Genomic DNA, 13,260 nt, shown 5'->3' on the forward strand with positions numbered 1-13,260 from the left:
GTCCCGCACCCCACGCGAAGTGCAGCCCGCCGCGGCCCTGTTCCGGGCCGCTCGTTCCGGGTTACTTGGTCATGATCAGGGAGATGCCGTACACCACCGCCGCGGCGCAGGCCGCGAAGCAGACGTACGCGCCCGTGGCGGCCGCGACCGCGGAACCGCCCTGGGCCGACTCCTTCTTGGAGAGGCCGGCGACGCCCAGGGTGAAGAGGGCGACGAGGGCCACGGTCACTCCGAGGCTGACCCCGAAGACGGACCCGAGGGCTGACCAGTCGATGTGCATGCTGTTTCTTCCTTCGGTTCTCAGGCCACGGGGGACGGCGCCGACGGGGCCGCCGTGGGCTCGGCGGGAGCCGGGATGGTGGCCGTGAGGTCCTCGGCCACGGTGCCGGCCGGGGGCGGGGTGACGGCGGCGATGGCCGTGGTCACCACACCGGCGGGCTCGTCGTCGTCGTTCACGTTGGTGTGGTCGATCACCTCGCGGCGCGAGCGGCGCCAGATCGCGAAGCTGGACCCGACCAGGAAGACCGCGACGAGCGTGGTGCCCCAGGCGCCGAAACCGGTGACCCACTCGGCGAGCGCGCCGACCAGGGCGGCGGCGGGCAGGGTGAGGACCCAGGCGACGATCATCCGGGTGGCGGTGGACCAGCGGACCACACCGCCCTTGCGGCCGAGACCCGCGCCCATCACGGAACCGGAGACCGAGTGCGTGGTGGAGAGGGAGAAGCCGATGTGCGAGGAGGCCAGGATGACCGTGGCCGCGCTGGTCTGGGCGGCGAAGCCCTGCTGCGGCTGAAGGTCGGTCAGGCCCTTGCCCATCGTGCGGATGATGCGCCAGCCGCCCAGGTAGGTGCCGAGCGCGATGGCGAGACCGGCGCAGAGGATGACCCAGACCGGCGGGTCGGAGTCGGGAGCGACGGCGCCACCGGCGACCAGGGCCAGGGTGATGATGCCCATCGTCTTCTGCGCGTCGTTGGTGCCGTGGGCCAGCGAGACCAGGCCCGCGGAGGCTATCTGGCCGGCGCGGTACCCCTTCTTGGTGGCCTTGGTGTCGGCGTTGCCACTGAGCTTGTACGACAGCCGGGTGGCGAACATCGCGGCCAGACCGGCGACGATCGGGGCCGCGACGGCGGGGAGGAGAACCTTGCCGACCAGGACGTCCCCGTGCACCGCGCCGGTACCGGCGGAGGCGATGGTGGCGCCGACCAGGCCGCCCATGAGGGCGTGCGAGGAGCTGGAGGGGAGTCCGACCAGCCACGTCACCAGGTTCCAGAGGATCGCGCCGACGAGGGCGGCGAAGATCACTTCTGGCTGGATGCCGGATTCATCGACGAGGCCTTTGGAGATCGTGTTGGCGACCTCCACCGAGAGGAAGGCGCCGACAAGGTTCAGAGCGGCGGACATGGCCACCGCGACCTTGGGCTTGAGTGCGCCGGTCGAGATGGTGGTGGCCATCGCGTTGGCGGTGTCGTGGAAACCGTTCGTGAAATCGAACACGAGAGCGGTGACGATCACGATTCCGAGGAGGAGCGTGATGTGTTCCATTTACCCAGGCTTCTGTTGGACGTCAGTGGCAGGGGGACCGTAAGCAACCTGGATGAACGGAAGATGAACTGGGGCGGGCTTCACGGTGACCCGAACGGCGAATCGTTCCTCCGCTTGTGCCGAAGGGGCGATGCCGCGGGTCGAACGGATGCGGAATTCCGGGCTCCGGTCCGGGTCCTACCCCGGGCGAGCCGCTCGAGCTGAGCCCGGGATCCATGGAAGAGATTCTGGTCACCCGGCAGGCTGCCGCCGTTGTCGTACTGCCAGAAGGTCCACACGGACCAGCCGGCGGGCAGTTCGCCGGGGTCCGCCGAGCCGTAACGGGCCAGCCACAGGGCGTGATTCGCGGCAAAAGCCCTGCTGGAGCCGGTGCAGGCGTTCCACCAATGCGTTGTGGTGTAAATCACAGGGCGGCGACCGGTTTCCCGGCGGACCTCGTCGCTGAAAGCCTTGATCCAGTTCACCATCGCGGTCTTGCTCAGGCCGTAGCACGTGCGCTTGCCGTACGGGTTGTACTCGATGTCGAGCGCGGGTGGCAGTGTCCGGCCGTCCGCGCGCCAGGCTCCGCCGTTGTGTACGAAATGGGCGGCCTGGGCGGTGCCGGACGACCTGTCCGGCACCGCGAAGTGATAGGCGCCGTGGAGGATGCCCTCCTTGCGTGCGCCGTCGTACTGCCGGTCGAAGTAGGGGTTGCGGTAGGCGGTGGCCTCGGTCGCCTTCACGTAGACGAACCGCGCGCCCTTCGCCCTCGCGCTCCGCCAGTCCACGTTCTTCTGGTGAGAGGAGACGTCGTGCCCCTGGGTGTTGCCCGCGGCCTCCGCCGGGAGCGCGGCGAGTGGGCTGCCGCCCAGGGCGACCGCCGCCGCGACGGTGATCGCGGCGACGCGGGCGCGACGACGGAACGGTTTGTGGTCACGGGCCATGTATCCCCCCGGAAATGGCTACGTGTGCGACAAATCCCCCAGAGGCTACGGGAAGATCGGGCGCCGTCCGTCGATTCCCGGCCCTTCGTCGCCAGGGGGTGAAGTGGGCGCATATGTGCCCTTTCGGAGGCCTCGCTTCCGCACTACAGTGCGCCCGCCCGAGGTGCGCCACACGGCATGCCTGGCAGGATCGCGGCATGGCTGAGCAGCACCGGGACGCACGGGACGGGCGGGGGGATCCAGGGATGACGGACGAGCACGACGAGCGGGACGCGTCGGCCGCGAGGGACACACGGGACGCGGTCCGGCGGGCCTGGGACGAGCTCGTCGCGACGGCCCGCCGGACCGTGACCGACGGGCTGGTCGTCGGAACGTCGGGCAACGTCTCCGTCCGCGTCGGCGACACCGTCCTGGTGACACCCACGGGCGTGCCCTACGACCGGCTGACGCACGACGACATCGTCGGCGTCGGGCTCGACGGACGGCAGGTGCTCGGTTCGCTCCGTCCGACCAGCGAACTGCCGATGCACCTCGCCGTCTACCGCGAGACCGACGCCCGGGCCGTCGTCCACACCCACGCCCCCCACGCGACGGCCGTCTCGACCCTCGTCCCCGGCCTCCCGCCGATCCACTACATGACCGGCGCCCTCGGCGGCCCGGTCCGCGTCGCCCCCTACGCGACGTACGGCACGCCGGAGTTGGCCGAGAACATGCTGCGCGCGCTGACCGACCGCAGCGCCTGCCTCCTCCAGAACCACGGCACCGTCGCCCACGGGGCCTCACTGGACCAGGCGTACGACCGCACGGCCCAGCTCGAATGGATGTGCCGCGTCTGGCTCCTGGCCTCCTCGGTCCCGGGCCTGACGCCCGCCCTGCTCTCACCGGACCGGCTCCAGGAGGCGGCGGAGAGCCTGCGCGGGTACGGCCAGAAGGGATAGGCCCCGGAAGGGGGTGTGGCCCGGCTGTCGTCGGCTGTCGTGCTCCGGCTGTCGTGCTCCGGCCGCCGGATTCACGCCGCGCCCGCGGGGCCCGGCACACCACGCCCGTCACCCGTTGCGCCCTTCCCACTGGCCGATGGCGGGATCCACCGGGAAACTGGTCGAGTGCGCACCCTAAGAGCCACGGCAGCGGCCGTCACCGTAGCCATAGCCGCGGGCGCGGCCTCCGTGGCGGCAGGCCGGTTCGCCAGCGACGCCGCGCTGAAGACCAGGCCCGGCAAGCCGCTCCCCAGCGAACCCCGCCTCACCGTGCACGCCACGACGGCGGGCGGAATCACCCTGACCCGGGCCCTGGCCTCCCGGCGCCCGGGAACCTACGGCCTCGCGGGCGACGGCTCCCACGCGGTCGTCGGCCCCCTCATGAACTCCGTCCCCCACACGGCCGACACCGTCGTACGCCGGCTGGAAGGCGTCACGCACGGCTCCCTGGAACCCGGCGACAAGGTGTGGCTCACCCCGAACCTGTACGTCGGCGACCCCGGGTCCGCCCTCGGACTCGAACACGCCGACATCGACGTGCCCGGCGAACTCGGTTCCCTGCCCGCCTGGTTCCTGCCCGCGGTCCGCGACACCTGGGTCATCACCGTGCACGGCCTGGGCGCCACCCGGGAACACCCCATGAACGTCATGAGGTTCCTGAACAGCCGGCACTTCCCCGTCCTCGACCTCGCCTACCGGGGCGACCTCGGCGCACCCCGGCCCCCGGACGGGCTGAACCACCTCGGCGAGACCGAGTGGCGCGACCTCGACGCCGCCATCCGGTACGCCGTGCGGTTCGGCGCGGAGCGGGTCGTCCTGTACGGCTGGTCCACCGGCGCCACCATGGCGCTGCGCGCCGCCGCCCACTCCGCGCTGCGCGAGCGGATCTCCGGGCTCGTCCTGGACTCGCCGGTCCTGGACTGGGAGACCACGCTGCGCGCCCTCGCCGGGGCCCGCCACACGCCGCGCGCCCTGCTGCCGCTCGCGGTGCGCGCCGCCCAGGGCCGCACCGGCGTACGCGGAGACCGCATCGCGAGCGCCGCGCATCCCGGCGGGCTCAAGGTGCCGACCCTGCTGGTGCACGGCCCGGACGACACCATCGCTCCCTGGGGACCCTCCCGGCACCTGGCCGCGAGCCGCCCCGACCTGGTCACCCTGCACACCGTCCCGAACGCCCCGCACGGCGCCATGTGGAACGCCGACCCGGCGAGCTACGAAGAAGCCCTCCGCCGTTTCCTCACCCCCCTGATGTAGGCCACCCCCGGAGCGAAGCCGCCGCACGCCCCCGGCGCGGGCGTGGTGGCGGGCGGGCCGGGGCTCGGCGCGAGGCGCCCCGGCGGACGCCAAGGCGCGCTTCCGGTTCGGTCCCGAACAACTCCACGTGCCCCTTTTGCCCGCGTGTCGAGCGCCCCGGAAAGCACCCTCTCGTGCCCCTTCCGCAGCCCGCGACGGCATTCCGTTTGGGTTTTCGGACTGTCAACCGGAAGACTGCACCTGTGACGTCCCGTAACCCGCGCGACTCCAGGCTCCGACTCGTCAGCCCGCGGCCCCTCGCTGCCGCTCCCCGAGCGGTGACCCAGCGCCGCACGCGCCGCCCCGCACCGCGACCGCCGGAGGGCACACCGCCTCCCGCGGAGCTCGCGCGCATGGCGCGCACCGGCCTGTCCGACGCGGCCCGGGTCGCGCGCTGGGCCGACGCCGCCCTGCGCCCGGGGCGCGACGGCGCGGACCCCGGCGGCAAAGGCGCCCTCTCCGACGCCACCGCGGAACGGGCCGCCGCCGACCTCGGGCTGACCCCCGTTCAGGCCCGCGCCGACTGGGACACCGCCCGGCTGGCCGGTCTCATCGAGGTGCACGGCGACAGCGCCCGCCCCGGCTGGCGGCTGCGCGCCTGGAGCCGTGACGACAGCGCCGTCCTGCGCGGCTGGGTCGCCCTCTTCGACGCCTGGTCCCTCGCGTACCCCGAACCCATGGACCGCGAGCCCGCGGCCGTCGCCGAGGTCGTCTCCGCGATGCCCCAGGTGCTCTCCTTCCTCCAGCTCTCCGCCGGGCCCGTCCCCGTGGATCAGCTCCTCGACCTCCTCGGGCAGCGCGTCACCGAACTGCGCACCGAACGCTGCGAGATCTCCTACGGCCCGGACCCCGAGCCCGCCCCGGAGCCCGCCGAGATCCCGGACGCCCCGCTCGCCCCCCTCCTCGACTGGGCCCTGCACGCCCTCGCCTCGGTCGGCGCACTGACCTACGGCGAAGGACAGGCCACCCTCACCCCGCTCGGCAGCTGGGCGGTCTGGGTCAAGCTGGAGCAGATCTGCGTCGCCGCGCAGAGCCCCGCCGGGAACATCGAGCAATCCGCCGAGGACATGCTCCGCGGCTGCGCCCAGCTCCGTCCCAACGCCGCCCGCGCCGAGTACCGCGCCTGGCTCGCCGCCCGCACGGTCGTCAGCGCCGTCACCGAACTCATCGCCGCCGCCCGCGGCGAGGACGCCCTCACCCGCGGCCTCGCCTTCGAGGCGCTGCGCGTGGTCGGCGCTCCCGCCGAGCCCGATGTGCGCGCCGTGGTCGAGGAGACCCCGCTGCGCCCCTACGCCCTGCTGTGGCTCGCCGAGCACGACGGACACGACCCCGAGGACGCCCACGAGGTCCTCACCCGTGCCGAGTCCACCTGGCTGTGGGTCGACACGGCGGCCGCCGTCGCCGACCACGGTGAGGCCCCGCTCCTCGTCCGCCATCTGGAGTCCGCGGTGCAGCCCACCGTGCCCGCGCTCCTCGACGAGGTGCGCGCGGTCGGGCACCCGCGCACGGTGCAGGTGCTGGTCGCGCTCGCCGCCGCCCACCCGGACCCGGCCCTCGCCAAGGCCGTACGCCGGGCCGCGTTCCAGGTGCACACCGGGGGGAGCTGACCGGGGAACGGGCCGGGGGAAGCCGGCCGGGAGCCGCCGCGGGGCCGCCGACCGGCAGGGACCCGCGCCGCCGCCCGGCGGGCGTCCTACGCGCCTATCTCCGGGGCGTAGGTGCCGAAGCTCCAGATGTTGCCCTCGATGTCGCGGGCCATGTAGTCCCGCGAGCCGTAGTCCTGGTCGGTCGGGGCCATCAGGATCTCCGCGCCGTGGTCCACGGCCCGCCGGTGGTGTGCGTCGACGTCGTCCACGACGATGTACACCCCGCTCGGGCCCGCGCTCTTCATCGCCTCGTCGAAGCGGCCGCCGCGGCCTTTGGAGCCGAGCATCACCGCGCCGTTGCCCTGCACCAGCTCGGCGTGCATCACCGAGCCGTCCTCACCCTCGTAGACGGACAGCTCGGTGAAGCCGAAGGCCTCCGTGAGCTGCCTGATCGCCGCCTTCGCGTCCGAGTACAAGAGCGAGGGATAGATGCTCGGGCGCCCGCTGTTCATGCCAGCCATGCCGATCACTCCGTCTCGTCCACTGCCGGATTTCCGATCCGCTGCCCAGTCTGGCACCGGCCACTGACAACGCCCCGGGCACCGGAATCCGGCCCCGTCGCCGGACCGGGCCGGGAGCCGCGGCACTCAGCACGGCCCCCGCTCACCGGAACGTGTTGCACTGCGCCATGTCGCCGCTGCTGAAGCCCTGGTAGAACCACTGCTGCCGCTGCTGGGCCGACCCGTGCGTCCAGGTCTCCGGGGTCACCCGGCCCTGGTACCTCGCCTGGATCCGGTCGTCGCCGACGGCCGCCGCCGCGTCGAGGCCGTCACGGATGTCGGCGTCCGTCAACGAGGTCAGCAGCGGCTTGCCCGTCGACGAGGCCGCCGTGGTGGTCGCGTGGCGCGCCCACACCCCGGCGTAGCAGTCGGCCTGGAGCTCCACCCGCACCGCGTCGCTGTTCGCGCCGGCCACCCCGTCCTGCGACCGGGCCAGCGTGCCCATCAGGTCCTGCACGTGATGCCCGTACTCGTGTGCCACCACGTACGCCTGCGCGAACGGTCCGCCGGAGGCACCGAACTCGGTGCGCAGTTCGTCGAAGAAGCCCAGGTCCAGATACACCTTGCGGTCGCCGGGACAGTAGAAGGGTCCGACGGCGGAGGACGCGGTGCCGCACGCGGTGCCGACCCGGCCGCTGAAGAACACCGTGGGGGAGCGGGTGTAGGTGCCGGCCCTGCGTGAGAACTCCCGGGTCCAGAAGGCCTGGACGCTGTTGACCACCGCCACGACGCGGCAGTCCTCCTGGGCGTTCGCGTCCCGCCCCTTCTTGCAGGTCTGCTGCACCTGCGCGAGGGAGGAGGCGGTCGCCGCGGGCTGGTCGCCGCCGGAGGAGAGACCGAGCTGGTCGGGACCGACCCCGAAGAGCAGCCCGATGACCAGGGCGATCAGCCCCGCGAGGCCGCCGCCGATGGTCGCCCTGCCGCCGGGGATTCGACTGCCGCGCACATCCTGCACCTCGGAGGTGTCCAGGTCGGCGTCGTCGTCGAACTGCATGGGCGCACCACTCTCTGCCGTACGTCGCTCCGTGCCGCCATCCTCGTACGCTCCGTGATCCGCGGCCCCGGCCCGCGGTCCGAACGGGCGACGACGCTGTCCGGCCACCGCGTCCCGGCCATCGCGCCCCGGCCATCGGGTCCCCGCCACCGCGCCCCGGCGTCCCCCCGGTCGGCGTCCCCCCGGCCGGCGGCCCCGCCCTCCGCGCCCGGTCCGTGGGCCGCGGTGCCACGTCGCCGTTCGCGCTGCCCGGGGCCGTGTCCGGCAGCCGGACCGGCGAGATCATCCCCGCGGAGGACCGGGCAGGACCGCCCCGGACCGCGCCCCGTCGGCGGCGCACGGACGGGGCGAGCGTCACAGTGCCGGACCTCCGCGCACCGGAAAAGTGGTTGCACGGCCCCGTTAGACTTGGCCCATGGCCATTCTCCTCGCGCATTAGACGGCGGGAACGTCCTCAGCCGTCCACCCCGCCAACGACCCTGCCCTGGAGTCTGTCCGTGATTTCCGCCTCCGGTATCGAGCTGCGCGCCGGCGCCCGCATCCTCATCGAGTCCGCCACCTTCCGCATCACGAAGGGCGACCGCATCGGTCTGGTCGGCCGCAACGGCGCCGGCAAGACGACCCTCACCAAGGTCCTCGCGGGCGAAGGCCAGCCCGCCGCGGGCACCGTCGCCCGCTCCGGCGAGGTCGGCTACCTGCCGCAGGACCCGCGCACCGGCGACCTCGACGTCCTCGCCCGCGACCGCGTCCTCTCGGCCCGCGGCCTGGACGTCCTGATCCGCAAGATGCGCGAGAACGAACAGCGCATCGCCAACGGCTCGGGCGCCACCCGCGAGAAGGCCATGCGGCAGTACGAGCGCCAGGAGACGGAGTTCCTCACCAAGGGCGGCTACTCCGCCGAGGCCGAGGCCGCCACCATCGCCGCCGCGCTCAACCTGCCCGACCGGGTGCTCGGCCAGCCCCTGCACACGCTCTCCGGTGGTCAGCGCCGCCGTATCGAGCTGGCCCGCATCCTCTTCTCGGACGCCGACACCCTGCTGCTCGACGAGCCGACGAACCACCTCGACGCCGACTCCATCGTGTGGCTGCGCGACTACCTGAAGACGTACCGCGGCGGCTTCATCGTGATCTCCCACGACGTCGACCTCGTCGAGACGGTCGTCAACAAGGTCTTCTACCTGGACGCCAACCGTGCCCAGATCGACGTCTACAACATGGGCTGGAAGCTCTACCAGCAGCAGCGCGAGGCCGACGAGAAGCGCCGCAAGCGTGAGCGGCAGAACGCCGAGAAGAAGGCCGCCGCGCTGAACTCGCAGGCGGACAAGATGCGGGCCAAGGCGACCAAGACGGTGGCGGCGCAGAACATGGCCAAGCGCGCCGACAAACTGCTCGCCGGCCTCGAGGCGGTCCGTGTCTCGGACAAGGTTGCCAAGCTGCGTTTCCCCGAGCCCGCGCCCTGCGGCAAGACCCCGCTCATGGCGGAGGGCCTGTCGAAGTCGTACGGCTCCCTGGAGATCTTCACCGACGTCGACCTGGCCATCGACAAGGGCTCCCGCGTCGTCATCCTCGGCCTGAACGGCGCCGGCAAGACGACCCTCCTGCGTCTGCTCGGCGGCGCCGAGAAGCCCGACACCGGCGAGGTCATCGAGGGCCACGGCCTCAAGCTCGGCTACTACGCGCAGGAGCACGAGACCCTCGACCCCGAGCGCACGGTCCTGGAGAACATGCGCTCCGCCGCCCCCGACCTGGACCTGGTCGAGGTCCGCAAGACGCTCGGCTCGTTCCTGTTCTCCGGCGACGACGTGGACAAGCCGGCGGGCGTGCTCTCCGGCGGTGAGAAGACCCGGCTCGCGCTCGCGACCCTCGTCGTCTCCTCCGCGAACGTCCTGCTGCTCGACGAGCCGACGAACAACCTCGACCCGGCCAGCCGCGAGGAGATCCTCGGCGCGCTGCGCACCTACAAGGGCGCCGTCGTCCTCGTCACCCACGACGAGGGTGCCGTCGAGGCGCTCCAGCCGGAGCGGATCATCCTGCTGCCGGACGGTGTCGAGGACCTGTGGGGCTCCGACTACGCCGACCTGGTGGCCCTCGCCTGACCCGTGCGCGGCCTCCGGGAGGGGGCCGACGCCGCGTGATCGAATGACTGATCCACTGTGTATGGATCATTCGGCCGATCCGTGATCCATCATCTGTGTGAGATCTCCTCGTACCGAGGTGTGTCCTACATCGATTTCACGGCCGAGTCCTCTGTTCCCAAGGGCTCGGCCGTCTTGCGTCGCTGACCAGGCACTTCGCCGAAGAACCCGCTCGGCTGTACGGACGGCGCCACCCGGAACCGCAGATTCCACTCGTGGGGACGGGCTCCTGTCGTCAAAACCTTGTCTTACGGACCTTGCCGAATGGGTGGCCATGACGCCCGGAAGGGGTGATCATGAGAGTCCAGAGCGCACTTCCCATGAGGAGGACCGGGTGGCCGAGACTCTGAAGAAGGGCAGCCGGGTAACCGGCGCCGCGCGCGACAAGCTCGCGGCAGACCTGAAGAAGAAGTACGACTCCGGTGCGAGCATCCGAGCGCTGGCCGAAGAGACCGGCCGCTCGTATGGCTTTGTGCACCGGATGCTCAGTGAGTCGGGAGTCACGCTCCGAGGGCGTGGCGGAGCGACGCGGGGCAAGAAGGCCGCCTCGGCCTGAGGCCGGGCGTCCCCATCGGCTTCGGTGGTGACCACCCGGTCGGTCGGGTGACCGACCGGGTGGTTACTGTGCAGTCACTTAGGTGCGTTCCTCGTGTCTTCGCGAGGTGCGCGTCTGATCCGACCGCACCCATCGGAGGCACCCCATGGCTTCGCTCGACAAGGAACTCGAACCGGTACTCGACAAGGACGGCGTACGGCTCACCGTCGACGAGGCGATCGCCACGGTGACGCTGACCAATCCGGCCAAGCGCAATGCCCAGAGTCCCGCGCTGTGGCGGGCGTTGACGCAGGCCGGCCGGTCACTGCCGGGCTCCGTCCGGGTGGTCGTCCTGAGTGCCGAGGGCCAGTCCTTCTCCGCGGGGCTCGACCGGCAGGCGTTCGCGCCCGAGGGCTTCGACGGGGAACCGTCGTTCATCGACCTCGCGCGCGGCTCCGACGCCGAGCTCGACGCGGCCATCGCCGAGTACCAGGAGGCATTCACCTGGTGGCGGCGCAGCGACATCGTGTCCATCGCCGCCGTGCAGGGGCATGCCATCGGTGCGGGGTTCCAGCTCGCGCTCGCCTGTGACCTGCGCGTCGTCGCGGACGACGTGCAGTTCGCCATGCGCGAGACCAGCCTCGGTCTCGTACCCGACCTCACGGGGACGCACCCGCTGGTGAGCCTCGTGGGCTACGCCCGCGCGCTCGAGATCTGCGCCACGGGCCGCTTCGTCCTGGCCGAGGAGGCCGAGCGCACCGGGCTCGCGAACCTCGCGGTGCCCGCCGGGCAGCTCGACGACGCGGTCCGCGACCTGACCGCCGCGCTGCTGGCCGCGCCGCGGGACGCCGTGATCGAGACGAAGGCCCTGCTGCGCGGCGCGCAGGAGCGGTCCTACGAGGAGCAGCGCTCCGCCGAGCGCGCGTCCCAGGCACGCAGGCTCCGCGACCTCGCCGGCGTGGGGGAGTAGACACCCCCGGGACGGGTGCGGTGACGAGACGCCCCGGGACGGGGGCGGGTGACTGGACACCCTGGGACGGGTGCGGGGACTGGGCACTCCTTTCTAGACGTGGACATCCCGGCTCACGGCGGTCACCAGTACCGCCACGGACGGTGTGTCTCCGGCGGCCCGCGTGATCGCCGTTCTGACCGCCCGTGCCACGTCCACCGCCCGCTGGTCCGGGGACACCGCCAGTTCGACGCGGATGTGGCGGCGCGGCAGGGCCGGTTCCGGGGCGGGCGCGGTCCCGATGTGGACCGGTCGGCCCAGGGCGCCCGTCAGACGGGTGACACCCGGGACGGCCAGGACGGTTGCCGCGATCCGCGCCTCCTCGGGGTCCTTCGGCACCGGAGCCCTCCGTACGTCGTCCGTCGGCGCGTCGGCGGACGCCTCCCGTACGTCGTCCGCCGGGCGCCCGGCGGACACCTCCCGTGCCGCTTCCGCCGGGCGGGCGGCGGAAGCGTCGCCCTCCTCCAGCAGATCCGTCACCTGCAGATCGACCTCGGCCACGTCGAGACCCAGCCGCTGCGTCGCGGCGGTGGCCAGCGTCAGGCGCAGCCGGGCGGCGACGGCCGGGAGGGGCTCGACGCCCGGGGACGTCGGATCCGCCGAGGCCCGGAACTCCGCGGTGACGCGCAGCGGGCCGGGCGGCAGCGCACTGGGCGGGGGCGGTACGGCGGGCGTGCCGGTCCGCTCCGGGTCGGCCGGCGCGATCCGGAGCGCGCCGAGGATTACACCGTGCACAGCCGCCGTCTCGCGCCGCAGCGCCGACTCGGCCGCGTCCTCCGTGATCCACGCGCCGTCGTGCGGGAGGCCCAGAGGCAGGATTCTGCCTAGGCCGAGCTGTTGCCGTACCACTTGCGTCCATCGGTCCGCCGTCATTGCTCCAGCGTGCCCCATCCACGGCGCGCGACGGCGCGACCCGACCTACTGTGAGCAGAGGAGGACGACCGAAAGGGACGTACGGCGATGACCGACATGACCGAGCGGAACCGGACGGACAGCCCCGACCTCGAGAAGGAGAGCCCGCAGACCCGTAAGCCGACCAGGCGCGGCGGTGGAGATCCCGCCACGCGGGGACGGACCACGATCGCCGACGGAGTCGTGGAGAAGATCGCCGGGCTCGCCGCCCGTGACGTGGTCGGTGTCCACACGATGGGCAGCGGGCTGAGCCGGACCTTCGGAGCGGTACGCGACCGGGTGCCGGGCGGGTCCAAATCCGTGACACGGGGTGTGAAGGCCGAGGTCGGCGAAGTGCAGACGGCGCTCGACCTGGAGATCGTCGTCGACTACGGCGTGTCGATCGCCGACGTGGCCCGCGACGTACGCGAGAACGTCGTCGCGGCGGTCGAGCGCATGACAGGCCTCGAAGTTGTGGAAGTCAACATCGCGGTGAGTGATGTGAAGCTTCCCGAGGAAGAAGACGAGGAGCCGGAGTCGCGGCTCCAGTGACCCCCGGGTCACCGGAACGCCCCGGCCGCCGCACCATGAGTGATCACGCGGCCACCGACTGCTGAGGAGCGCACCATGAGCTTGGCCGTGATCGGCATGATCGCCGGAATGGCGCTGGGCTTCGCCGGTTACTTCGGCGGTTTCGGCGCCTTCCTCCTGGTGGCTGCCCTGGGGGCCGTCGGGTTCGTCGTCGGACGGCTCCTGGAGGGAGACCTGGACATCGGCGACTTCTTCCGCGCCCGCGACGACCGGCGGCGGTGACG

The 13,260-nt window shown here is 72.2% G+C and carries 14 protein-coding genes; 8 read left to right on the forward strand and 6 right to left on the reverse strand.

Annotation, left to right across the window (positions count from 1 at the left end):
* Positions 1-61: 61 nt before the first annotated feature.
* The 3 genes from ACFWBT_RS08335 to ACFWBT_RS08345 all read right to left on the reverse strand — a co-directional run bounded on the left by ACFWBT_RS08335 (position 62) and on the right by ACFWBT_RS08345 (position 2,465).
* Positions 62-280, reverse strand: coding sequence for a hypothetical protein (locus tag ACFWBT_RS08335; RefSeq protein ID WP_266757244.1), 219 nt, complete (start codon positions 278-280; stop codon positions 62-64).
* A 20-nt stretch (positions 281-300) separates the two neighbouring features.
* On the reverse strand, positions 301-1,542 hold the full coding sequence (locus tag ACFWBT_RS08340; RefSeq protein ID WP_385697334.1) for an anion permease: 1,242 nt from the start codon (positions 1,540-1,542) through the stop codon (positions 301-303).
* 80 nt (positions 1,543-1,622) lie between these two features.
* Positions 1,623-2,465 (reverse strand): lysozyme, encoded by an 843-nt coding sequence (locus tag ACFWBT_RS08345; protein ID WP_385697336.1) that lies wholly within the window; start codon positions 2,463-2,465, stop codon positions 1,623-1,625.
* A 197-nt stretch (positions 2,466-2,662) separates the two neighbouring features.
* On the opposite strand from ACFWBT_RS08345, the gene ACFWBT_RS08350 reads away from it, so the two are divergent.
* The 3 genes from ACFWBT_RS08350 (at position 2,663) to ACFWBT_RS08360 (ending at position 6,342) form a co-directional block, all read left to right on the forward strand.
* On the forward strand, positions 2,663-3,403 hold the full coding sequence (locus ACFWBT_RS08350; protein ID WP_385697337.1) for a class II aldolase/adducin family protein: 741 nt from the start codon (positions 2,663-2,665) through the stop codon (positions 3,401-3,403).
* A gap of 165 nt (positions 3,404-3,568) precedes the next feature.
* The gene (locus tag ACFWBT_RS08355) at positions 3,569-4,696 is read left to right on the forward strand and encodes an alpha/beta hydrolase family protein (RefSeq protein WP_385697339.1); all 1,128 of its coding nucleotides are present in this window, start codon (positions 3,569-3,571) and stop codon (positions 4,694-4,696) included.
* Positions 4,697-4,938: 242 nt separating this feature from the next.
* A complete protein-coding gene (locus ACFWBT_RS08360; protein ID WP_385697341.1) occupies positions 4,939-6,342 on the forward strand; it encodes a hypothetical protein in 1,404 nt (467 codons plus the stop codon).
* A gap of 86 nt (positions 6,343-6,428) precedes the next feature.
* Here the strand turns inward: ACFWBT_RS08360 and ACFWBT_RS08365 are convergent, their stop codons facing one another.
* Entirely contained in the window at positions 6,429-6,842 is a 414-nt protein-coding gene (locus ACFWBT_RS08365) for a VOC family protein (protein WP_385697343.1), read from the reverse strand.
* A gap of 142 nt (positions 6,843-6,984) precedes the next feature.
* On the reverse strand, positions 6,985-7,875 hold the full coding sequence (locus ACFWBT_RS08370; RefSeq protein ID WP_385697345.1) for a neutral zinc metallopeptidase: 891 nt from the start codon (positions 7,873-7,875) through the stop codon (positions 6,985-6,987).
* Between the two features lie 497 nt (positions 7,876-8,372).
* Between ACFWBT_RS08370 and ACFWBT_RS08375 the strand changes: the two genes are divergently transcribed.
* From ACFWBT_RS08375 to ACFWBT_RS08385, 3 genes are all read left to right on the forward strand, one after another.
* Positions 8,373-9,971 carry an ABC-F family ATP-binding cassette domain-containing protein gene (locus ACFWBT_RS08375; RefSeq protein ID WP_385697347.1) on the forward strand — a complete coding sequence of 533 codons (1,599 nt, stop codon included), beginning with the start codon at positions 8,373-8,375 and terminating at the stop codon, positions 9,969-9,971.
* Between the two features lie 373 nt (positions 9,972-10,344).
* Complete coding sequence (locus ACFWBT_RS08380; RefSeq protein ID WP_006123601.1) at positions 10,345-10,566, forward strand: helix-turn-helix domain-containing protein; 222 nt, start codon at positions 10,345-10,347, stop codon at positions 10,564-10,566.
* Between the two features lie 145 nt (positions 10,567-10,711).
* Entirely contained in the window at positions 10,712-11,515 is an 804-nt protein-coding gene (locus tag ACFWBT_RS08385; RefSeq protein ID WP_385697349.1) for an enoyl-CoA hydratase/isomerase family protein, read from the forward strand.
* 93 nt (positions 11,516-11,608) lie between these two features.
* Here the strand turns inward: ACFWBT_RS08385 and ACFWBT_RS08390 are convergent, their stop codons facing one another.
* A complete protein-coding gene (locus ACFWBT_RS08390; RefSeq protein ID WP_385697351.1) occupies positions 11,609-12,427 on the reverse strand; it encodes a nucleopolyhedrovirus P10 family protein in 819 nt (272 codons plus the stop codon).
* 87 nt (positions 12,428-12,514) lie between these two features.
* Between ACFWBT_RS08390 and ACFWBT_RS08395 the strand changes: the two genes are divergently transcribed.
* The gene (locus ACFWBT_RS08395; protein ID WP_385697352.1) at positions 12,515-12,997 is read left to right on the forward strand and encodes an Asp23/Gls24 family envelope stress response protein; all 483 of its coding nucleotides are present in this window, start codon (positions 12,515-12,517) and stop codon (positions 12,995-12,997) included.
* Positions 12,998-13,072: 75 nt separating this feature from the next.
* Positions 13,073-13,258 carry a hypothetical protein gene (locus tag ACFWBT_RS08400; RefSeq protein ID WP_266757222.1) on the forward strand — a complete coding sequence of 62 codons (186 nt, stop codon included), beginning with the start codon at positions 13,073-13,075 and terminating at the stop codon, positions 13,256-13,258.
* Positions 13,259-13,260 lie beyond the last annotated feature (2 nt).

It is taken from the genome of Streptomyces sp. NPDC060027, from assembly GCF_042737005.1.
GTDB lineage: Bacteria > Actinomycetota > Actinomycetes > Streptomycetales > Streptomycetaceae > Streptomyces.

Excerpts from the sequence above, each read along its gene's own strand:
- ACFWBT_RS08335 (WP_266757244.1), bottom strand. The coding sequence starts at position 280 with ATGCACATCGACTGGTCAGCCCTCGGGTCCGTCTTCGGGGTCAGCCTC.
- ACFWBT_RS08340 (WP_385697334.1), bottom strand. The coding sequence starts at position 1,542 with ATGGAACACATCACGCTCCTCCTCGGAATCGTGATCGTCACCGCTCTC.
- ACFWBT_RS08345 (WP_385697336.1), bottom strand. The coding sequence starts at position 2,465 with ATGGCCCGTGACCACAAACCGTTCCGTCGTCGCGCCCGCGTCGCCGCG.
- ACFWBT_RS08350 (WP_385697337.1), top strand. The coding sequence starts at position 2,663 with ATGGCTGAGCAGCACCGGGACGCACGGGACGGGCGGGGGGATCCAGGG.
- ACFWBT_RS08365 (WP_385697343.1), bottom strand. The coding sequence starts at position 6,842 with ATGGCTGGCATGAACAGCGGGCGCCCGAGCATCTATCCCTCGCTCTTG.
- ACFWBT_RS08370 (WP_385697345.1), bottom strand. The coding sequence starts at position 7,875 with ATGCAGTTCGACGACGACGCCGACCTGGACACCTCCGAGGTGCAGGAT.
- ACFWBT_RS08385 (WP_385697349.1), top strand. The coding sequence starts at position 10,712 with ATGGCTTCGCTCGACAAGGAACTCGAACCGGTACTCGACAAGGACGGC.
- ACFWBT_RS08390 (WP_385697351.1), bottom strand. The coding sequence starts at position 12,427 with ATGACGGCGGACCGATGGACGCAAGTGGTACGGCAACAGCTCGGCCTA.
- ACFWBT_RS08395 (WP_385697352.1), top strand. The coding sequence starts at position 12,515 with ATGACCGACATGACCGAGCGGAACCGGACGGACAGCCCCGACCTCGAG.
- ACFWBT_RS08400 (WP_266757222.1), top strand. The coding sequence starts at position 13,073 with ATGAGCTTGGCCGTGATCGGCATGATCGCCGGAATGGCGCTGGGCTTC.